Here is a 19,707-nt window from a genome sequence, read left to right on the forward strand (position 1 = left end):
CCTAAGCCTCCTGGTTCAGGCCCAGGTGTCCGGTCGAAAATGGGGCCAGTTCACTGGACCTTCAGGGGATTTATACCAAGAAGTTCCGAATTCCGGCCAAGGCGAAGATCGCAACCGCCGGGAGTTGCTTTGCCCAGCACGTTGCCCGCCACATGCGTCAGCGTGGTTACAACGTGATGGACGTAGAGCCTGCGCCCAAGCAGCTCGACCCTGCCAACCATACCGCGTTCGGCTTCGGGATGTATTCCGCCCGATACGGCAACATCTACACGGTCCGCCAGCTGCTCCAGTTGGCGCAAGAGGCGATATCAGACACCCCGCCGCAAGACTACATCTGGGAGAAGGATGGCCGCTATTACGACGCGATCCGCCCCAATATCGAACCGAGCGGACTGGACACGCCGGAAGACGTAGCCGAGCTGCGACAGCACCACCGGGCGCAAGTGCGGGATATGTTCAAGAACATGGACGTCTTCGTGTTCACGATGGGCCTTACCGAAGCATGGATGCACAAAAAGCACGGAACGGTCTATCCGACCGCGCCCGGAACGATCTGCGGCACGTTCGACCCGGAGGTGTATGAGTTTCACAACTTCACCTACCAAGAGATCCAGAATGACTTCCTGTCTTTCTTGAAAATCGTCAACGAGTTTCGGGGAAGCCGCTTCAAGGTCATCCTGACGGTGTCGCCCGTGCCCCTGACCGCAACCGCGAGCGATACCCACATCCTGCGAGCCAGCACCTACTCGAAGAGTGTGCTGCGGGCGGTGGCTGGGCAGCTGAATGAACGCCCGAACATCGATTATTTCCCCAGCTATGAAATCGTGACCAACCCCGCCTCGCGCGGCGTGTTCTTCGCCTCGAACCTGAGATCCGTGACGATCGAAGGCGTCGACGTGGTCATGAAGACGTTCTTTGCGGAACATACCCTTTCAAAGGCCAGGCCGGCACGTACACAGCAGCCGCAGCCTTCGAAGAAAGCTAGTCCGGCCGAGCCGGAAAGTTCCAAGGACGATGTGCAGTGCGAGGAAGCCATGCTGGAGGCCTTTTCCAGGTGAAGAATGTCTGTCTGATCGGCAATTCCCACCTTGCCGCCATCAAGTTGGCAGCCGACGCCATGAAGGATGACCTTGCGGCACAAGGGTATCACTTCGACACGTTTGCCGCACATCGAAAGGAACTGCTGGAAACCACGATCGTCGACAACGTCATTCATCCTGACAGCGCGACTGTCGCGGAGAAGTTCGAATGGACGTCCGGCGGTCAGAAGACCATCAACCTCGACAATTACCAAGAAATCTATGTCGTCTTCGGCTCCAACCCGTTCGACATGCTGAATTACGCCCAGGAGGGAGCACTGCTTCCCCTGTCGCCGGAACTGATCGAGCACATCTTCAACGGCTGGATGCAAAGCCCGGGGGCGGAGTTCCTTGTCCGGCTGGCAGAACGTTCGGACTTGCCGATCGGGTTCCTGGGGCATCCCTTCCGCTCGGAGAACGCGCCGGAAGCTCGTGCCCTGACCGCGTACATGGACAGTCATCCAGCCGCGGCAATACGGGCCGAAACGGTCAGGCGCCATGTCGAGCGACTAGCGCAAGAGAACCTGCCAGCGAATGTGGAACTGCTCTTCCCGCCATGCGAATGCCTTAATCAGGACCGGCTGTTTACGCTGGACGAATTTTGCCGTGGATCGGCACGGCTTACGCGCAGGTCCAAACTGCATGACGACACCGATTTCGGGCACATGAACCAGCAATACGGCGAGGTGGTGCTCAAGACGATCGTCAGCGGCGACCAACGGCGCGAGCGGCGGAACTGAACCGGAACTTCGCTCAGATGCCTTCAACGCGGGTCAGCTGGCCAGACGACCGGGTCGTGGCCGGGACATCGCGGCCGGTCGGCCGTCAGAAGCTCCAGCGGCGTTTCCCCGTCTGCCCTGTCGGGACCAGGCCGACCTTCTCCGCCAAACGGGTCGCGGCACGGTTGCCCGGCATGGTCTCGGCCGTGAATGTCCGGATGCGCAGAGTCTCCCGCGCCCAGGGTACAAGGCTGCGCATCACCTCGCTTGCGGCGCCGCGCCGCCACCATGCCGGGCTCACCTCGATCCCGAGCTCGCCCTCGCCAGGCCGCAGACCGTCGGTGCGGAGGCCGACATTCCCGATATAGCCGGCAGGGTCATCGCGCGGTGCGATGGCGAACTGGAAATTCGCACGCGGGTGATCCGCCTGCCAGGCAAGAAACGCATCGAACACCGCCGATGCATGCGCCCTGCCCCGTTCGTGTTCCAGGTGGTGGCGCGAGAACACGGGGTCGAGATGGCAGGCGATGAACGGTTCGCGATCGTCCCGCGTGAACTCGCGGACGCGAAAGCGCCCGGTGGTGAAGATGGTTCCGTCCGCCATGATCCACTCGACATCCGTCCCGCCCGTGACGCTAGCGCGCCGCCGCGCCGCCCGCAATTACCTTCAAGGTCATTGAGGCGTGCTGGTGCGTGTGCGCATCTGGCCCTGCACGGGCGGTCGAACGGCAGGGTTTGAGTTGCCGTCCCGCGCCGCTTCAGGGAGGTCATCAATGACAGGCAAGATCGTCGCCACGCAATACATCTCGCTCGACGGCGTGATAGAGGATCCCGTGGGGATGGAGGACAGCGGGCTGGGCGACTGGACCGGACCGTTCAGCCGCGGTCCGGTCGGGGACAGGTTCAAGGAAGACGAACTGCGCGGCGCCGACGCCCTGATCCTCGGACGCAAGACCTACGATGGTTTCGCGGCGGTCTGGCCGGCCGTTCCCGGCGACTACGCCGACCGGATGAACGCCCTGCCGAAATACCTCGCCTCCCGCACGATCACGGCTCCGGATTGGTCGAATACCCGCCTGCTTGGCGCCGATCTCTGCGCCGCCGCAAGGGAGCTGAAGACCAGGGTCACGGGCACCATACTCATTTTCGGAAGTGGATCGGTGTGCCACGATCTCTTGCGCGGCGGCCTGGTCGACGAGGTTTCGCTGATCGTCTACCCGGTGGTGCTTGGCCGCGGCACAAGGCTGTTCCCCGAGAATGCGCGGACGCGTCTAAAGCTGATCGAGCATACCGGGCTGAAAGACGGGCTGCTGCTGCTGCGCTACCGGACACTGCCTGACCTGGCGTGACCCGCGCCGCATGGATGACCGGTTCCGGAGGACGGCCCCGGCGGCGAGCCTGCCGGGCCGTCACCCGCCCGCCTTGCAGCGCACCGGTCCCGGTCGCCTCGTGCCCGTGGACCTCGTGCCCGTGAAACTCGAGCCCGTGGAATCGGTTTTCCAAAACGGGAGATTTGGCGCACCTGTCAGGATTCGAACCTGAGGCCTCTGCCTTCGGAGGGCAGCGCTCTATCCAGCTGAGCTACAGGTGCCTACGCGGCGGGGTATAGCTTTCACGAGAGCGCCCTGCAATCGCGAAATGCGCCCCGGGTCAGGTTTCCGGCCGCCACAATTCACCGGCCGCGAAAGTTAAGAGGCCGCAATCCCTGGCGGGAATGCGGCCTCTTGATGTTTTATACTCACCAGAAATGGTCGAGCGGTCAGAGACCGTTCGATCAGATCGGGTTGCCGTACTTGTCGTAAACCGGTTCCGGAACGACCATCGGCGCGGGCTCTTCCTGCTGCTGTTGAGCACAGGCAGTTGCACCGAAACCGATTGCCAGCAGAGTGATAAGCTTGATCACTTTCATAAGGGCAGCTCCTTTCGCATTAAACACGGTGGATAAAACAACGAATTAATTCCTTTGTCGACCGTCTTTTCACGTTACCGCGATGAAATCCGGGAGACTGGCGCAAGAGATTGGCTTGTGTTGCCTAGTTGACGCACATTGGCCGGTTTTTGGCCTTTTTCAGGCCCGAATCCGCCGAAGAATCAGGTGAATAACTCGTGTGCGAGCTCCAACGCCTCGACAAGCGTGTCGACTTCTGACTCGGTATTGTAGAGCCCGAAAGACGCCCGGCAGGTGGCCGTCAGCCCGAGGTGATCCATCAGAGGCCCGGCGCAATGGTGACCCGCGCGCACCGCCACCCCCTTCTTGTCGAGGATGGTCGAAATGTCATGCGCATGGGCCGCCCCGTCGAGCGTGAACGAGAAGATCGCGGCTTTGTCGGGCGCCCTCCCCTGCAGTTGAAGCCAGTTCAGCCCGCTCAGCCTTTGGGCGGCATAATCGCGAATCCGTTCCTCGTGGGCGGCGATGTTCTCCATCCCCAGGCCCATCATGTATTCGAGCGCCACGCCCAGCCCGATGGTCTGGACGATGCCGGGCGTGCCGGCCTCGAACTTCATCGGCGGATCGGCATAGCTGACCTCGTCCTTGCTGACCTCGCGGATCATGTCACCGCCGCCCATGAAGGGGCGCATCTCGGCCAGCCGCTCCTTCTTCACGAAGATCGCGCCAGAGCCCGAAGGCCCGTAAAGCTTGTGCCCGGTGATGGCGTAGAAATCACAGCCGATCTCGTCGAGGTTCACCGGCATGTGCACCGCCGCCTGGCTGCCATCGACCAGCACCGGCACGCCCTTCTCGCGCGCGGCATCGCAGATGGCCTTCACGTCGACCTTGGTGCCCAGCACGTTCGACAGGTGCGAGATCGCCACCAGCTTCGTCTTCGGCCCGATCGCGTCGATCACCTTCTGCGGGTCGAGCGCGCCGTCGGCCTCGGTATCCACCCACTTGAGGTTCACCCCCTGCCGTTCGCGCAGGAAATGCCAGGGCACGATATTGGCGTGGTGCTCCATCACCGACAGGACGATCTCGTCGCCCGCCTCCATCCGCGGCATGGCCCAGCCATAGGCGACCATGTTGATCCCCTCGGTCGTGCCGGTGTTGAGGATGACCTGCTCGGCATCCGCCACGCCCAGGAACCGCGCGATGGTGCCGCGAACGCCCTCGTATTTCTCGGTGGCGATGTTCGACAGCGTGTGCAGGCCCCGGTGCACGTTGGAATATTCGTGGCTATAGGCATGGGCGATCGCGTCGATCACCACCTTCGGCTTCTGCGCCGAGGCGCCGTTGTCGAGGTAGACCAGCGGCTTGCCGTTCACCTCGCGGCTGAGAATCGGAAAATCGGCGCGGATCGTGTCGACGTCATACATGGTCATCTCCCTGTCACTCCCAGCCCGCCAAGCACGGCGGACAGGATCGTCATGCCGATGGAAAAGGTCACCACCGTCAGAACGCAGACGCCCGCCGCTTTCAGCAGGCCGTCGAATCGGTGGGCGGCGGCGATCAGTGCCAGCGTCGCCCACAGCCCCCAGAAGAAGGCGGCCAACATCATCAGCCCGCCCACCAGCGGCAGGATCAGCCCGATCACGAACAGCACCACCGCCAGCACCAGCGACACGACCTGAAGCCAGATCATCACTGCCAGCACGTCGGCCAGCTCGCCCTGCCCGCCGAAGGCCAGCCCGATCCGGTGCAGCAGCACGACCGAAATCAGAGCCTGCGCCCAGTTCAGCAGCGCGAACAGAAGCGGCGTGTGGTAGGCCGGCGAAAGCTGGATCAGCTCGCCCATCTCGCCGGGCGGCAGCGGGGCCACGTAGAACACCCCCGACACCAGCAGCGACAGCAGCACCGACACCAGCATCAGCGCGATCCACAGCCCCTGCATGGGCCAGCCCATCTCGACCACCAGCGCGCCGGCCTCCCGGGGTTTGGTCAGCGTCAGGCGCAGCATCGCCCGGAACCACGCGAAACTCATGACGTGCCCCATTCCGCTTCGCGCAGGTTCGACAGCCAGAACCACAGGAACACCGCGACCCAGACCACGCCCACACCGGTCAGCCCCGGCCCCGGCCCGATGAACCCGGCGACCAGCCCGAAAAGCAGCAGCAGCGGGCTTGCCGCAAGGAAGGCCCAGAACAGCGCCAGCCTTGCACCATAGCCCGTGCCGCGGGCGCCGAACGCCCGGCTGGCAAGGTGGCTCAGGAAGGCCAGCGCGTAAAACGCCAGCGGCGCGATGAAGATCCAGCCCAGCAGCGCCCCGCCCAGAAGCGGGTTCAGCTCCTGCCCGGTCAGGTGCGCCTCGCGCGCCAGCCTTGGCCATTGGCCGATGAAGGTGACAAGACAGCCCGCCATCAGGATGGCCAGCGCCCTGCCCTCGTTCACCGGCATCGCCAGAAGCCGCCGCATCACCGGCCGCGGCCCCCGGTAGGAGGCCACGATATCGGTGGTGACCGGCATCAGCCGCGCCGGCGCTGCAGCCAGGCGTCCAGCCGGCCGACAAGCTCTTCGCGCAGGGTCTCGTCCTCGATCTCCTGCACCGCCTCGGCCAGGAAGGCGAGCGTCAGCAGGTCGGTCGCGATCTCCTTCGGCACGCCCCGCGCGCGTAGGTAAAAGAGCCCTTCCTCGTCGATCGCGCCGCTGGTGGACCCGTGCGAACAGGCCACGTCATCGGCGTAGATCTCGAGCTCCGGCTTGGCGTCGAACTCGCTGTCATCGTCCAGCAGAAGCGACTGGCTGATCTGGTAGCCGTCGGTCTTCTGCGCGCCGGGCTTCACCAGGATCTTGCCCTGGAACACGCCCTTGGCGCCGTTCCGCAGCACCTTCTTGAACACCTGCCGGCTTTCGCAATTCACCGCGTCATGGGTCACGAACACCGTGTCGTCATGGTGGAAATCGCCATCGCCCACGCAGGCGCCCGCGATATGCGCGGCGGCATCGTCGCCCAGCATCTCCACGACACACTCGTTGCGCGTCAGAACCCCGTTCACCGTCAGGGTGAAGGTCTTGAACGTGCTCTCCTTGCCGAGCCGGGCAAAGATATGCGTCGCCGCCCGCCGCTCGTGGTCGCGGCCTTGCGTGCGCACGTGGTGGAAGCCCGCGCCATCGGCCACGTCCACCTCCATCACCTTGTTGAACCGTGCCGCCGCCGGGCCGTTCTCCAGCACCGTCAGGTCGGCGCCCTCGTCCAGCCTGATGACATGGTGCAGGATGGCGTCCGACGTTTCCGACCTGTGATGATAGACAAGGTTCAGCGGCTTGCTGACCCGGCCGGTGACATGGATCAGCAGCCCATCCTCGGCCAGCGCCGTATTCAGCGCCGCGAGCGGCCGCTCGACCGGGGTCTGCCCCCGCTCTTCCAGCACGCCGTAAACGTCCTTGGCCCAGTGAATGTCCTTCTCCGCCGCCGCGCTCAGCCGCTCGATGGTGACGCCCTCAAGGCTCAGGTCATCGCTCGCGGCCTCGTCGAACTTCCCGTCGACGAAGACGATCTTCAGCCGGTCGATGCCTTCGTACATCGGCCCGTCGTCCGAATCGAACGTCGCCGCCGGCGGCACCTCGGCCTGCACCAGCGTGTCGGGGCGGGTGTATTTCCAGTACTCGTCGCGTCGCTCGGGCAGGCCCATCGCCTTCACCCGGTCCAGCGCCGCCTCGCGCGCGGCGCGGGCCCATGCCGCCCCACCGGGCAGGCTCAGACCCTCCAGCCGCGCTTCCGTCGCGTCCAGCTTCTTCTGCGGCAATGCCATCAGGCCACCTCCCCGCGCAGGTCCGCATAGCCGTTCTCTTCGACTTCCAGCGCCAGTTCCGGCCCGCCGGTCTTGATGATCCGGCCCTCGGACATGATGTGCACCACGTCCGGTTGGATATGGTTCAGCAGGCGCTGGTAGTGCGTGATCACAAGGAAGCTCCGGCCCGCGTCACGCAGGGCGTTCACCCCGTCCGACACAAGCTTCATCGCATCCACGTCGAGGCCCGAATCCGTCTCGTCGAGAATGCACATCTTCGGCTCCAGCACCGCCATCTGCAGCACCTCGTTGCGCTTCTTCTCGCCGCCGGAAAAGCCCACGTTCACCGGCCGTTTCAGCATGTCGGCATCGATCTTCAGCGTCTTCGCCTTCTCGCGCACCAGCTTGAGGAAATCGGCCGCGCTCATCTCCTCCTCGCCGCGCGCCTTGCGCTGTGCGTTCAAAGCGGTGCGCATGAAGGTCATGTTGCCAACGCCCGGAATTTCCACCGGGTACTGGAACGCCAGGAACAGCCCCGCCGCGGCGCGCTCTTCCGGCTCCATGTCGAGCAGTTCCTCGCCCAGGAGCGTGGCACTGCCCTCGGTCACCTCATAGCCATCCCGGCCCGACAGAACATAGCTGAGCGTCGACTTGCCGGACCCGTTCGGCCCCATGATCGCGTGCACCTCGCCGGCGCCCACCTTCAGGTCGACGCCCTTCAGGATCTGCTTGTCCTCGTCTTCAAGACCGACGTGCAGGTTCTTGATTTCCAACATGTTCTAACCCTTCTTCATCTCTGCCGCGGGGGCCGTGCCACCGGGCGCATTTTCCTTCATCCGCGCTATCTGCGCATGTGTCATCTCAGTCTCGGCGGCGCGTCTCGCGTTGAGCGCCGCCACCTCCCGTTCCATCTTGCGCCGGCTGACCACGCGATGGATCACCGCGCCCGCCCCGAACCCGGCACCGACCCCCACGGCCAGCGCCACCGGGGCGGAAACCGCCGCATAGGCCGAAAGCCCGACGATGATCGCCACCGCCGAGCCGCCCAGCCCCGCCAGCCGCCCGGCATCCATGTGCCCGGGATAGTCCAGCCGCGTGAGCAGCCATTCCTCGGTGGCGTTCCCGGTCATCGCGCGGCCCTACTCGATCACCACGGCGGTGCCGCTCGCCGATACCATCAGCATCGACTGCCCCACCACCTCGTAATCCAGATCGACGCCGACAACCGCGTTCGCCCCCATCGCCGCCGCCCGCGCCTCCAGCTCGGTCATCGCCGTGTCGCGGGCATCCTGCAGCTTGCTTTCATAGGCGCCCGAGCGCCCGCCGACGATATCGGTGATCGAGGCGAAGACATCGCGCACGACATTCGCCCCCATGATCGCCTCGCCCACCACGATCCCCTTGTAGGCGGTGATCCTGTGGCCCTCGATGGTGTTGGTGGTGGTGATGATCATTGTTTGCTTTCCCGCCACAGCAGTTTGAATTGCGGTTCCTTCAGGTCCTGGAGAAACTCTTCCCCGAAACGAAACTCGTCAAACTCCACGGTGAGCGCTTCGACCGGACTTCCCTGCAGTTCCACGATCGTGCCACGTGTGCCGTCGGGCAGCGTCACGCCATTGCTGACAACATCGCAAGCCAGCTCGACAACGTCATATTGGCGCGGAGGGCCCTCCGGCGCGTCTTGCACATTCAGTACAGGCTGCGTCATCTCCGCGTCCTCAGTTAAAGCAAGCTATCGGGCTCACCGGGGCGAACATATTCCAGTCCTGGCGACACGGTGTCGGATTGGGATAGTCCCAATCAACGACAAAACCGGGGATCAGGACCCAATTCAGGACTGTTTCGCCAACGCCGGCGCCAAGGGCCATATCAAGCCTCGCCCCATCATGGAATTGCCAAGGCCCGACAAGCAACAGCGCCACGAAGGAAAACACCATCACCCAGACGATCCAGTCCCGTATCGCCGGCCGGGTCATCAGCCCACCGACCCTTCCAGCGAAATCGCCACAAGCTGTTGGGCTTCCATGGCAAATTCCATCGGCAGGGCCTGGAGGACGTCCTTGCAGAAGCCGTTGACGACAAGCGCCACCGCCTCCTCCTCGTCCATGCCGCGCTGGCGGCAATAGAACATCTGGTCGTCATCCACCTTCGAGGTCGTGGCCTCGTGCTCCACCCGGGACGAGTTGTTCTTCACCTCGATATACGGCACCGTGTGCGCCCCGCAGTCGCTGCCGATCAGAAGGCTGTCGCACTGCGTGTAGTTCCGGCTGTTCTTGGCCTTCGGGTGCATGCTCACAAGCCCCCGATAGGTGTTCTGCGCCTTGCCCGCGCTGATCCCCTTCGAGACGATCCGCGACCGGGTATCTTTCCCCAGATGCACCATCTTCGTGCCGGTATCGGCCTGCTGGTAGTTGTTGGTGATGGCGATCGAGTAGAACTCGCCCTGGCTTTCATTCCCGCGCAGGATGCAGCTCGGATATTTCCACGTCACCGCGGACCCGGTCTCGACCTGCGTCCACATCACCTTGGCCCGGTCGCCCCGGCAATCGGCCCGCTTGGTCACGAAGTTGTAGATGCCGCCCTTGCCGTTCTCGTCGCCCGGGAACCAGTTCTGAACGGTCGAATACTTCACCTCGGCGTCTTCCTCGACCACGATCTCGACCACCGCGGCGTGAAGCTGGCTGGTGTCCCGCTGCGGCGCGGTGCAGCCCTCGAGGTAGCTCACGTAAGAGCCCTTGTCGGCAATGATCAGGGTCCGCTCGAACTGGCCGGTATTCTCGGCATTGATCCGGAAATAGGTCGACAGCTCCATCGGGCAGCGCACCCCCGGCGGCACGTAGACGAACGAGCCATCAGAGAAGACAGCCGAGTTCAGCGTCGCATAGAAGTTGTCGCTCACCGGCACGACGCTGCCGAGGTATTTCTTCACCAGCTCCGGATGCTCCCGGATCGCCTCGGAGATCGAGCAGAAGATCACGCCCGCCTTCTGAAGCTCCTTCTGGAACGTGGTCCCGACACTGACGCTGTCGAACACCGCATCGACGGCCACCTTCCGGTCACTCTCGCGCGCCTCCGCCGGGGCCTCCTCGGCCCCCTCGACGCCCGCAAGGATCATCTGCTCCTTCAGCGGAATGCCCAGTTTCTCGTAGGTTTCCAACAGCTTGGGGTCCACCTCGTCGAGCGACTTGGGCTTCGTCTCCATGCTCTTGGGCCGGGCATAGTAATACTGGTTCTGAAAGTCGATCTGCGGATAATCGACCATCGCCCAGTTGGGCTCTTTCTTCTGCAGCCAGCGCTCGTAGGCCGCCAGCCGCCAGTCGGTCATCCATTCGGGCTCGCCGTTCTTCTTGGAAATCAGCCGCACGATATCGGGCGTCAGCCCTTTCGGCGCGTATTCCGTCTCGATCTCGGTTTCCCAGCCGTGCTTGTAGGTGCCGGCCTCGCGGACCGCATCGACCGTGTCCTTGTCGACGCCTTCCTTCACGCGTGTTTCGTCCAGTGCCGCCATCTTCAAGCTCCTTTCAGCTCACGCCGCGCGGGCGCGATGCTTTGCATGCTGCCTTGCCCAGGCTTCGGCAAAGCGTGTCACGTCGTCTTCACTCGTCCCGGGGCCCAGCGACACGCGCACGGCGCTTGCCGCCTGGGTGTCGCTGTATCCCATCGCCCCCAGAACCCGGCTCGCCTTCACCTTGCCGCTGGAACAGGCCGAGCCTGCGGATATGGCAAACCCCGCCAGATCCATCGCCATCACCTGTGTCTCGCCTTTCCATCCGTCGGAAATGAAGCAGGAGGTGTTGGGCAGACGCCGATCCGATTTCCCGACAAAAATAGTCTCTCTCGCCGATTCCTCAAGCAGTGTTTCTAGAATGTTTCTAAATTTCTCGATCTCGTCCCAGCCCCCCGCGGCCTGGTCCCGGAGCGCTGCTTCAATTGCGGCGCCGAAGCCCGCGATTCCAATGATGTTTTCGGTGCCCGAGCGGCGCCCCATCTCCTGCCCGCCGCCGGGGGTAAGCGCGAGGAAATCCACCCCCTGCTTCACGATCAGCGCACCGATGCCCTTCGGCCCGCCCAGCTTGTGCGCCGAGAGAATGGCGAAATCCGCCCCGCTCCAGGCGAAGGAAAACGGAATACGCCCCACCGCCTGCGTGATGTCAAGCAGAAGCGCCCCGTCTCGCGCCTCCGGCTCCGTCACGATCCCCGTCTCGGAATTCGCCAGTCCCATCGCGTAAAGCGGCGTGCCCTCGCCCTCCGCGCGCCGATGCGCCCAGAGCGCGTCATGCGCCGTCGCCTGAACCTCCACCGGCCCCGGCCAGCGCTCCATCACCCGCGCGGCTTCCGTCGCGCCGGAGGTGAACACCACCTCCTGCGGCTTGCACCCCACGGCCTCGGCCACCTGCGCCCTTCCCCGTTCCACCAAGGCCTTGGCCGCCCGCCCCTCGCCATGCACGCTCGACGGGTTGCCGGCCACGTCCATCGCCGCCACCATCGCCTCGCGCGCCTCGGGCCTCAACGGCGCCGTCGCGTTATGATCGAGGTAGACCCGCGCCACTACGCCCCCCGCTTCTTCTGGCCGAAAATATCCCGGGGAGCGTTGAAACCCTGCCGGGGTTTCAACGTGGGGCAGCGCCCCCTGCCACGGCTTTCACACCCACAGGTCACTGATCGTCGACCACCGGCACCAGCGTCGGCACGATCGGGCATGGCGTCAGCGAATTCTCCACCACGTCCGACAGCCGGGTCTGGTGCAGGAACACGTAGACATGGGCCGACAGCCCTTCCCACAGCCGGTTCGCCATCGACTGCGCGCGCGAGCCTGACGTGGCGCCCGACGCGCCCGCGCCCTTGTGCAGCGCGTCGACCGTCTCGTCGACCGCCTGCAACACCTCGCTGATGCGGATCTCCGCCGCCGGCCGCGCCAGGCGATAGCCGCCCCCCGGCCCGCGCACCGATTCCACCAGCTCGGCCCGCCGCAGCTTCACGAACAGCTGCTCCAGGTAGGGCAGCGACACCTTCTGCCGTTTCGAGATTTCGCCCAGTGTCACCAGCCCGTCCTTCTGGCTGAGGGCGATATCGACCAGCGCCACCATCGCGTAGCGCCCCTTCGTGCTGAGTTTCATGGCCCCGACCCTCGCGAATAGATTGACCTGACGATGCGCAAAGCTTATCTCGCTTGCAGCCCGATCCGGCCCCTGGCTGGAAATTAGAATAATTCTAAGGTGCCAAGGGAAATTCGTCAAGAATAGCCTCGGCACCCCTGAGATGGACAAAGGGACCATATGCCCGAGGTAATATTTCCCGGACCGGAAGGCCGGCTCGAAGGCCGTTATCACCCCCAACGCGAGAAAGACGCCCCCATCGCCATCGTGCTGCACCCGCACCCGCAATTCGGCGGCACGATGAACAACAAGGTCGTCTACAACCTGCATTACGCCTTCTACAACATGGGTTTCACCGTGCTGCGGTTCAATTTCCGCGGCGTCGGGCGGTCCCAGGGCGAATATGATCAGGGCGTGGGCGAGCTGTCCGATGCGGCCTCCGCGCTCGACTACCTGCAGTCGATGAACAACAACTCCAAGCATTGCTGGGTCGCCGGGTTCTCCTTCGGCGCCTGGATCGGCATGCAACTGCTGATGCGCCGGCCCGAGATCACGGGCTTCATCTCGGTCTCGCCGCCCGCCAACATGTACGATTTCTCGTTCCTGGCGCCCTGCCCCTCCTCGGGCCTCATCATCAACGGCGGCGCCGACCGTGTCGCGCCCCCGGCCGATACCAAGTCGCTCGTGTCGAAACTGCAGGAACAGCAGGGCATCACCGTCACCCACGAGGAAATCGACGGCTCGGGCCACTTCTTCGAAGAGCCTTACATGGACACGATGATCGACACGGTCAGCGATTACGTCAAACGCCGGCTGACCGAAACCACGAGGTAAGCCCATGGGCGTGACCGAGGACCTGGCCGACGACCTGGCGACGCAAGTCATCAAGTATGTCGATGCCTCGGGCGACGAGGGCGTGGTGAACGAGATCGTGGCGCTGCTCGGCGCCACCTCGCAAACCGCCGAGGAAGCCTTCCTCACCTCCATGCGCGTGCGCCGCGCCAACATGAAGGCGCGCGCGCTGCTCCTGCAGAAGGTCAAGGCGTTCAAGGCAAGGCAGGAGGCGGCGGGCACCGCGGCCCCGCCCTCCGCCGACACGCCCAAGACATGAGCGAAGACCGCCTCGACGCCCGGATCGCCTTCCTGAACGAGGCCTGCCGCCTCAAGTCGGTCACCCGCACCACCACGCTCTGCGACGGCTCCCGCTACGAGAACTCGGCCGAACACAGCTGGCACCTCGCCCTCTACGCCATTGTGCTGGAAGACCACGCGCCAGAAGGCACCGACATCTCGCGTGTCATCCGCATGCTGCTCCTGCACGACATCGTCGAAATCGACGCGGGCGACACGCCCATCTACGGCAATACCGGCCACGACGACCAGGCCGAGCGCGAAGCAGAAGCCGCAAGCCGCCTCTTCGGCCTCCTGCCCCCGGACCAGGCCGACAGCTTCCGCGCCCTCTGGGAGGAGTTCGAAGCCGCGGAAACCCCGGACGCCCGCTTCGCCAAGGCCCTCGACCGCTTCCAGCCGCCCAACCAGAACCTCGCGTCAGACGGCATCGGCTGGCGCGAAAACGGCGCCACCTGGGACAAGTTCGAAGCCCGCATCGCCCCTTCGCTGCGCGACACCGTCCCCGCCTTCTGGGCCCACATCGCGCCCAAGGTGAAGGCGTGGTTCTCACGAAACGGGTGATCCCGCCGCAGGGTGGGTGAAACCCACCACTCCGCAACCGACGCGCCGGGACGCCGCGCCACCCGTAAGGCGCGTCACCGCCAGAGCTGCGCCCGGTATATCATCTCGTCCCAGAGGGCCGGGAAATCGGGTTCCGGCTCTATCGCCCGTCCCAGCGCCAGCGGATAGCTCAGGAAATGCGGCCGCTTGGTGTCCGGGCTGCAACGCGACAGGTAGCGCTCGGCAAGCCCGCAGAAGATATCGTCCGGCTTGACCGCCTTGACCATCTCGTAATGAAAATACCGCGACCGGCAAAACACCACCCGCCGATAGAACACCGGCAATGTCTGCAACAGCTGCCGGAAAAAGGAATCCCCGAACACCAGCACCGTCTTGTCGCTCAACGCCTGCGGCGACGAGACCAGGAACATGAGACCGTCATTCCCTTGCAATCCGTTGCTCGCCATGGTGTTCGGCACTGCCTGCCCTTTCATGACAAGCTGTGTCTCGCCGACCGGATCGGCAAACTTGCGACCAAGGTCACCGAAAAACGCGGTGGATTCCGTCAGCAGCGCCCGGAGCATGGTCATCCCCGTTTCGATCTCCTCGGGAAAAAGGTCCGCCAGCAGCGCCTCTGTCACGCCAAGCACACCGGGGGCGGCATAATGCGTATCCGTCCGCGACATGGCCGCCGGGTTCTCCCGAAGCGCCTCAACCGGGTAGAGAATATTGTCCTCCGCCCTGGATCCGGCCATGACCGGCCCGTAGCACCGCTCGTAAAGTGACGAGAACTGCTCCGGCAGGTCGATCTTTTCCCGAAGGACAACGCATTTCTCGGGAAAGATGACCATCCGAAACCGCCGGCCCGTCTTCGCGCAGAAATCCGTCCGGGCCTCGGCATTGTTGCGGAAAATCCGCGGCGACTTGCGATCCGGGCTCTTTACGCCAGTGAAGTACGAGAACACCCCGTGCTTTCCACCGCGAAGAAATATGTAATCGTCGCGCCCGACATAAAGCCCGTTTGCGTCAGCGTCTGCTTGCTGGTCCATCACGTCGCATTTCCCAATCAACTTTTTACCAATTCCGCGTCTCCGCCGACGCAGTTCCGATTGGCGCAAGCGCCGCGTCAAACGGTAACTGCGGGAAGAAGGCGGCCGACATGTCCAAGACACCACCATGCCTCGCGGCAACATTGCCCGTTCCCGGCCCCGGATCAAGCGATTTACCCTCCGGCCCGGCCTCTACCGGCCCATCCTCCGCTCACCGGTCCCGGCCCCTCACACCGCCGTTGCGCCCCGCACAACATCCGGTACCACCCCCCACCGCACGCCACATCAACCCGGCCAATCACCGCCAAGAACACCGACAAAATACCGACGTAAGACCGACGTGATACCGACCCGCCAAATCTCAACGAAATCAGCCCGTTAACCCCGATTCGCCTTCTTCTTCTCGACGACCTTCTCCGCAAGGTCCCGGGCAATGGCGAACGCCCCCTTGATCTTGTCGCTTTCCTTGGTCCAGTCCCGCCGCACGACGATCTTGTTGTCCTTGACCTTGGCCATGCCCCTCTGGTCCTGCATGAACTGCACAAGGCCCTCCGGAGACGCGAACTTGTCGTTGTGGAACTGGATCGTTGCCCCCTTCGGGCCCCCGTCGAGCTTGGCAATCCCCGCCCGTTTGCACATCGCCTTGATCCGCACGATCAACAGCAGCGTGTTCACCTCCTTCGGCAGCTTCCCGAACCGGTCGATCAGCTCAGCGGCGAACCCCTCCAGTTCAACTTTGGTGTGCAACCCACTGAGACGGCGATACAATCCCAGCCGCACGTCCAAATCCGGCACATACTCCTCGGGGATCAGAACCGGCACGCCGAGGTTAATCTGCGGCGCCCATTGCTCGTCCGTCTCGGTCAGCCCTTCCAGCTCGCCCGCCCGGATCTTGGCAATCGCCTCCTCCAGCATCGACTGGTAAAGCTCGTAGCCCACGTCGCGCATCTGCCCCGACTGTTCCTCGCCCAGCAGGTTCCCCGCCCCGCGAATATCCAGATCTTGGCTCGCCAGCGTGAACCCCGCCCCCAGCGTATCGAGGCTCCCCAGCACCCGCAGCCGCTTCTCCGCCGCCGGCGTCAGCGGCACGCGCGGCTTGGTCGTCAGGTAGGCATAGGCCCGCACCTTCGACCGCCCCACACGCCCCCGGATCTGGTAGAGTTGCGCCAGCCCGAACATGTCCGCCCGGTGCACCACCATCGTGTTGGCGGTGGGAATATCCAGCCCCGACTCGACGATCGTCGTCGCCAGCAGAACGTCGAATTTCCCGTCGTAAAACGCGTTCATCCGGCTATCCAGCTCGCCCGCCGCCATCTGCCCATGCGCCACGACGTAGGACACCTCCGGCACCTGCTCCTTGAGGAATTCCTCGATCTCCGCCAGGTCCTTGATCCGCGGCACCACGAAAAAGCTCTGCCCGCCCCGGTAATGCTCGCGCAGCAATGCCTCGCGAATGGTCACCGTGTCGAACTCGCTCACATAGGTCCGGATCGACAGCCGGTCGACCGGCGGCGTGCCGATTATGCTGAGATCCCGGACACCTGAGAGCGAAAGTTGAAGTGTCCGCGGAATAGGCGTGGCGGTCAGGGTCAGCACGTGCACATCACTGCGCAACTGCTTCAGCCGCTCTTTGTGCGCCACCCCGAACCGCTGCTCCTCGTCGATCACCAGCAGCCCGAGATTGGCAAACCGCACCCCCTTGGCCAGAAGCGCATGCGTGCCCACCACGATATCCACCTGCCCCCGCGACAGCGCCTCGCGCGTCTTCGCGGCCTCGGTCGTCGACACGAACCGCGACAGGGGCCGCACCGAGATCGGAAAGCCCCGGAACCGCTCGGCAAAGCTCTGGTAATGCTGCCGTGCCAGAAGCGTCGTCGGCGCGATCACCGCCACCTGGTATCCCTGCAGCGCCGCCACGAAGGCCGCCCGCATCGCCACTTCCGTCTTGCCGAACCCAACATCGCCACAGATCAGCCGGTCCATCGGCGTGCCGGAACTCAGGTCGTTCACCACGTCCTCGATCGCGCGCAGCTGGTCGTCGGTCTCCTGGTACGGGAACCGGGCCGAAAACGCCTCCCACGCGTGGTGCTCGGGCTCCATCACCGCGCCCTTGCGCAGCGCCCGCTCGGCGGCAATCCGGATCAGCCGGTCCGCCATCTCGCGGATGCGCTCCTTGAGCTTGGCCTTCTTCGCCTGCCACGCGCCGCCCCCCAGCCGGTCGAGCAAGCCTTCCTCGTGCCCATACCGGCTCAGCAATTCGATATTCTCGACCGGCAGGTAAAGCCTTGCCCCTTCGGCATATTCCAGGCTCAGGCATTCATGCGCCGCCCCCGCCGCCGTGATCACCTCCAGGCCGTGATACCGCCCGATCCCATGATCCACATGCACCACCAGGTCGCCGGGGCTGAGCGATTGCGCCTCGGTCAGGAAGTTCTCCGCCCGCCGCCGTTTGCGCGGCGAGCGGATCAGCCGGTCGCCCAGCACGTCCTGCTCGGCAATCACCGTCAGCCCGGGCGACTCGAACCCGTGTTCCAGCCCCCAGACCGCCAGGTGCAGCCCGCGCTTGCCCACGCCGCCCACGTCGCGCACCGTGACCGCGCCGATCAGCCCCTCGTCCTCCAGCAAACCCTCGAGCCGCTCCCGCGCCCCCTCGGAATAGCTCGCCAGAAGCACCGGGCCCTCACCCATCTTCGCTTCGATATGGTCCTTCAACGCCCCGAAAAGGCTGATGCTTTCCTGCTGCCGCTCGGGCGAGAAGTTCCGCCCGATCCGCCCGCCCGCGTCGATGATGTTGGGCCCCGGGCTCTTCGCCAGCGGCGAAAACGCCAGCCGCCGCCGGTCGGCCACCGCCGCGTTCCACGCATCGTCATCGAGATAGAGCTGCCCCGGCGGCACCGGCTTGTAGATCGTCTCGGCCCGTTGCTTCTGCTCCAGCGCGTGCCGCCGCGCCTCGTACTGGTCCTGCACCGTGTCCCACCGCGACAGCCGCGCCGCCTCGACCTGGTCGTCCAGCGTCACCGGGGCCCCGGGCATGTAGTCGAACAAAGTCTCCAGCTTTTCATGGAAGAACGGCAGCCAATGCTCGATCCCGGCATGTTTCCGCCCGGCGCTCACCGCCTCGTAAAGCGGGTCGTCCGTGCCCGCGGCACCGAACTCGATCCGGTAATTCTGCCGGAACCGCGTGATCGACGCCTCGTCGAGGATCACCTCGCTCACCGGCGCCAGCTCGACCTTCGAAAGCTTCTCCGTCGTCCGCTGGCTGCCCGGATCGAACCGCCGCACGCCGTCCAGCACGTCGCCGAACAGGTCCAGCCGCACCGGCCCGCCCTCGCCCGGCGGGAAGATGTCGATGATCCCGCCCCGCACGGCATAATCGCCGGGCTCGGTCACCGTCGGGCTCTGCACGAAGCCCATCCGCACGAGGAACGCCTTCAGCGCCTCCTCGTCGATCTGCCGGTCGACCTCGGCCGTAAACGCGGCCTCGCGCAACACATCGCGCGGCGGCACCCGCTGGCTCGCCGCGTTGAGCGTGGTCAAAAGCACGAACTGCTTGGGCGCCCCGTGCACCAGCCCCGCCAGCGTCGCCATCCGCGCGGCGGATATGTCGGCATTGGGCGATATCCGGTCATAGGGCAGGCAATCCCACCCCGGAAAGCGCAGCACCGGCATGCCGGGCGCGAAGAAGGCCAGCGCCTCGGCCACCTGGGCCAGCCGCTTGTCGTCGCGCGCCACGTGGATGACCGGGCCGCCATCCCGCTCGGCCTCCTTCAGGATCAGCCGCGCGTCGAACCCCTCGGGCGCGCCGCCCACGATTATGTGCTTCGCATCGCTCATCTATCACCGCCTGGCCGGGCCTGACCCCTAGCCGAGCGCCCCGATCATCATGTTCTGCAGCATGCCCCACATGGCGGTGACGAAGATCGAGATCACCCCAACCACCTGTGTCAGCACCCTGTGCTTGTGCATCATCCTGTAAAGCGCCTCGCCCGACAGCCCGTCGCGCCGGATCACGTGCGCCGTGGCCACCGACAGCAGCCCGACGATGGTCATCGGGAACAGCAGCAGGAAGACCGCCTGCGAGAACTCGTTGCCATAGACGAAGCCCAGCAGCATCAGCATCGTCAGCATGAAGCAGGTGAGCCCCGCCAGCAGCAGCCCCGATTCCTCGGCGATCAGCAGGATGCGGTTGATGTTGATCCGCACGATGGTCTCGAGATCCTGCATCCGCGCCTCGGTGTCGTCCTTGCGCGCGCGCATCACCATGTCCCACGGCACGCCCAGCACCCAGTGGCTGGTCGACGACCACATCACGGCAAGAATGATCCAGTACCAGAGGTTACTGAAGCTGCGCATGTCGATGAGTTCGAAGACGCTGTCGTACCAGTCCACGAGATAGAGCCTGTAACGTTTCTTGCCCGGCCGGGGCTGA

At 64.4% G+C, this 19,707-nt stretch carries 23 protein-coding genes and 1 tRNA gene; 6 read left to right on the forward strand and 18 right to left on the reverse strand.

Annotated elements, in window-relative coordinates; translation table 11 throughout:
* The first annotated feature begins 107 nt into the window (after nucleotides 1–107).
* Both QUV18_RS19915 and QUV18_RS19920 read left to right on the forward strand, forming a co-directional pair.
* Nucleotides 108–1,058 carry a GSCFA domain-containing protein gene (locus tag QUV18_RS19915; protein ID WP_300896030.1) on the forward strand — a complete coding sequence of 317 codons (951 nt, stop codon included), beginning with the start codon at nucleotides 108–110 and terminating at the stop codon, nucleotides 1,056–1,058.
* A complete protein-coding gene (locus QUV18_RS19920) occupies nucleotides 1,055–1,819 on the forward strand; it encodes a hypothetical protein (RefSeq protein WP_300895844.1) in 765 nt (254 codons plus the stop codon). Before QUV18_RS19915 ends, QUV18_RS19920 begins: the two co-directional genes overlap by 4 nt.
* Nucleotides 1,820–1,904: 85 nt before the next feature.
* Here QUV18_RS19920 and QUV18_RS19925 read toward each other — a convergent pair whose 3' ends face one another.
* Entirely contained in the window at nucleotides 1,905–2,402 is a 498-nt protein-coding gene (locus QUV18_RS19925) for a GNAT family N-acetyltransferase (RefSeq protein WP_300895845.1), read from the reverse strand.
* Nucleotides 2,403–2,571: 169 nt separating this feature from the next.
* Here QUV18_RS19925 and QUV18_RS19930 point away from each other — a divergent pair, with 169 nt between their 5' ends.
* Nucleotides 2,572–3,147, forward strand: coding sequence for a dihydrofolate reductase family protein (locus QUV18_RS19930; RefSeq protein WP_300895846.1), 576 nt, complete (start codon nucleotides 2,572–2,574; stop codon nucleotides 3,145–3,147).
* Nucleotides 3,148–3,312: 165 nt separating this feature from the next.
* Here QUV18_RS19930 and QUV18_RS19935 read toward each other — a convergent pair.
* The 14 genes from QUV18_RS19935 to QUV18_RS20000 all read right to left on the reverse strand — a co-directional run bounded on the left by QUV18_RS19935 (nucleotide 3,313) and on the right by QUV18_RS20000 (nucleotide 12,579).
* Nucleotides 3,313–3,389 (reverse strand) — tRNA-Arg (locus tag QUV18_RS19935).
* A gap of 183 nt (nucleotides 3,390–3,572) precedes the next feature.
* Entirely contained in the window at nucleotides 3,573–3,707 is a 135-nt protein-coding gene (locus tag QUV18_RS19940) for a hypothetical protein (RefSeq protein ID WP_300895847.1), read from the reverse strand.
* A 182-nt stretch (nucleotides 3,708–3,889) separates the two neighbouring features.
* On the reverse strand, nucleotides 3,890–5,110 hold the full coding sequence (locus tag QUV18_RS19945; RefSeq protein WP_300896031.1) for a cysteine desulfurase: 1,221 nt from the start codon (nucleotides 5,108–5,110) through the stop codon (nucleotides 3,890–3,892).
* A gap of 2 nt (nucleotides 5,111–5,112) precedes the next feature.
* Entirely contained in the window at nucleotides 5,113–5,715 is a 603-nt protein-coding gene (locus QUV18_RS19950) for a YIP1 family protein (protein ID WP_300895849.1), read from the reverse strand.
* Entirely contained in the window at nucleotides 5,712–6,197 is a 486-nt protein-coding gene (locus QUV18_RS19955; RefSeq protein WP_300895851.1) for a YIP1 family protein, read from the reverse strand. The genes QUV18_RS19950 and QUV18_RS19955 overlap by 4 nt, the downstream gene beginning before the upstream one ends.
* Nucleotides 6,197–7,483, reverse strand: coding sequence for a Fe-S cluster assembly protein SufD (gene sufD, locus QUV18_RS19960; protein WP_300895853.1), 1,287 nt, complete (start codon nucleotides 7,481–7,483; stop codon nucleotides 6,197–6,199). Before sufD ends, QUV18_RS19955 begins: the two co-directional genes overlap by 1 nt.
* Nucleotides 7,483–8,238, reverse strand: a complete 756-nt coding sequence (gene sufC, locus QUV18_RS19965) for a Fe-S cluster assembly ATPase SufC (protein WP_300895854.1) — start codon at nucleotides 8,236–8,238, stop codon at nucleotides 7,483–7,485. The genes sufD and sufC overlap by 1 nt, the downstream gene beginning before the upstream one ends.
* A gap of 3 nt (nucleotides 8,239–8,241) precedes the next feature.
* Nucleotides 8,242–8,592 (reverse strand): hypothetical protein, encoded by a 351-nt coding sequence (locus tag QUV18_RS19970; RefSeq protein ID WP_300895855.1) that lies wholly within the window; start codon nucleotides 8,590–8,592, stop codon nucleotides 8,242–8,244.
* 9 nt (nucleotides 8,593–8,601) lie between these two features.
* Nucleotides 8,602–8,916: a heavy metal-binding domain-containing protein gene (locus QUV18_RS19975; RefSeq protein WP_300895856.1), complete on the reverse strand. Its 315-nt coding sequence runs from the start codon at nucleotides 8,914–8,916 to the stop codon at nucleotides 8,602–8,604.
* Nucleotides 8,913–9,170 carry a hypothetical protein gene (locus tag QUV18_RS19980; RefSeq protein ID WP_300895857.1) on the reverse strand — a complete coding sequence of 86 codons (258 nt, stop codon included), beginning with the start codon at nucleotides 9,168–9,170 and terminating at the stop codon, nucleotides 8,913–8,915. Before QUV18_RS19980 ends, QUV18_RS19975 begins: the two co-directional genes overlap by 4 nt.
* 10 nt (nucleotides 9,171–9,180) lie before the next feature.
* Nucleotides 9,181–9,438: a hypothetical protein gene (locus QUV18_RS19985; RefSeq protein WP_300895859.1), complete on the reverse strand. Its 258-nt coding sequence runs from the start codon at nucleotides 9,436–9,438 to the stop codon at nucleotides 9,181–9,183.
* On the reverse strand, nucleotides 9,438–10,970 hold the full coding sequence (sufB, locus tag QUV18_RS19990) for a Fe-S cluster assembly protein SufB (protein WP_300895860.1): 1,533 nt from the start codon (nucleotides 10,968–10,970) through the stop codon (nucleotides 9,438–9,440). The genes QUV18_RS19985 and sufB overlap by 1 nt, the downstream gene beginning before the upstream one ends.
* A gap of 18 nt (nucleotides 10,971–10,988) precedes the next feature.
* Entirely contained in the window at nucleotides 10,989–12,011 is a 1,023-nt protein-coding gene (locus QUV18_RS19995; RefSeq protein ID WP_300895862.1) for a cysteine desulfurase family protein, read from the reverse strand.
* 106 nt (nucleotides 12,012–12,117) lie between these two features.
* Nucleotides 12,118–12,579, reverse strand: a complete 462-nt coding sequence (locus tag QUV18_RS20000; RefSeq protein WP_300895864.1) for an Rrf2 family transcriptional regulator — start codon at nucleotides 12,577–12,579, stop codon at nucleotides 12,118–12,120.
* A gap of 159 nt (nucleotides 12,580–12,738) precedes the next feature.
* Here QUV18_RS20000 and QUV18_RS20005 point away from each other — a divergent pair, with 159 nt between their 5' ends.
* Genes QUV18_RS20005 through QUV18_RS20015 form a run of 3 tightly spaced genes read left to right on the forward strand, consistent with a single transcriptional unit; the run spans nucleotide 12,739 to nucleotide 14,250 of the window.
* On the forward strand, nucleotides 12,739–13,392 hold the full coding sequence (locus QUV18_RS20005; protein ID WP_300895865.1) for an alpha/beta hydrolase: 654 nt from the start codon (nucleotides 12,739–12,741) through the stop codon (nucleotides 13,390–13,392).
* Between the two features lie 4 nt (nucleotides 13,393–13,396).
* Complete coding sequence (locus QUV18_RS20010; RefSeq protein WP_300895866.1) at nucleotides 13,397–13,669, forward strand: hypothetical protein; 273 nt, start codon at nucleotides 13,397–13,399, stop codon at nucleotides 13,667–13,669.
* On the forward strand, nucleotides 13,666–14,250 hold the full coding sequence (locus QUV18_RS20015; protein ID WP_300895867.1) for an HD family hydrolase: 585 nt from the start codon (nucleotides 13,666–13,668) through the stop codon (nucleotides 14,248–14,250). The genes QUV18_RS20010 and QUV18_RS20015 overlap by 4 nt, the downstream gene beginning before the upstream one ends.
* Before the next feature lie 74 nt (nucleotides 14,251–14,324).
* Here the strand turns inward: QUV18_RS20015 and QUV18_RS20020 are convergent, their stop codons facing one another.
* The 3 genes from QUV18_RS20020 to QUV18_RS20030 all read right to left on the reverse strand — a co-directional run bounded on the left by QUV18_RS20020 (nucleotide 14,325) and on the right by QUV18_RS20030 (nucleotide 19,667).
* Nucleotides 14,325–15,278 (reverse strand): hypothetical protein, encoded by a 954-nt coding sequence (locus QUV18_RS20020; RefSeq protein ID WP_300895868.1) that lies wholly within the window; start codon nucleotides 15,276–15,278, stop codon nucleotides 14,325–14,327.
* A gap of 378 nt (nucleotides 15,279–15,656) precedes the next feature.
* Nucleotides 15,657–19,112 (reverse strand): transcription-repair coupling factor, encoded by a 3,456-nt coding sequence (gene mfd / locus QUV18_RS20025; RefSeq protein ID WP_300895869.1) that lies wholly within the window; start codon nucleotides 19,110–19,112, stop codon nucleotides 15,657–15,659.
* 27 nt (nucleotides 19,113–19,139) lie between these two features.
* Nucleotides 19,140–19,667, reverse strand: a complete 528-nt coding sequence (locus QUV18_RS20030) for a component of SufBCD complex (protein WP_300896032.1) — start codon at nucleotides 19,665–19,667, stop codon at nucleotides 19,140–19,142.
* Nucleotides 19,668–19,707: the final 40 nt, after the last annotated feature.

Origin of the sequence: Roseovarius sp. (assembly GCF_030373445.1) — a bacterium.
Taxonomy (GTDB): domain Bacteria; phylum Pseudomonadota; class Alphaproteobacteria; order Rhodobacterales; family Rhodobacteraceae; genus Roseovarius.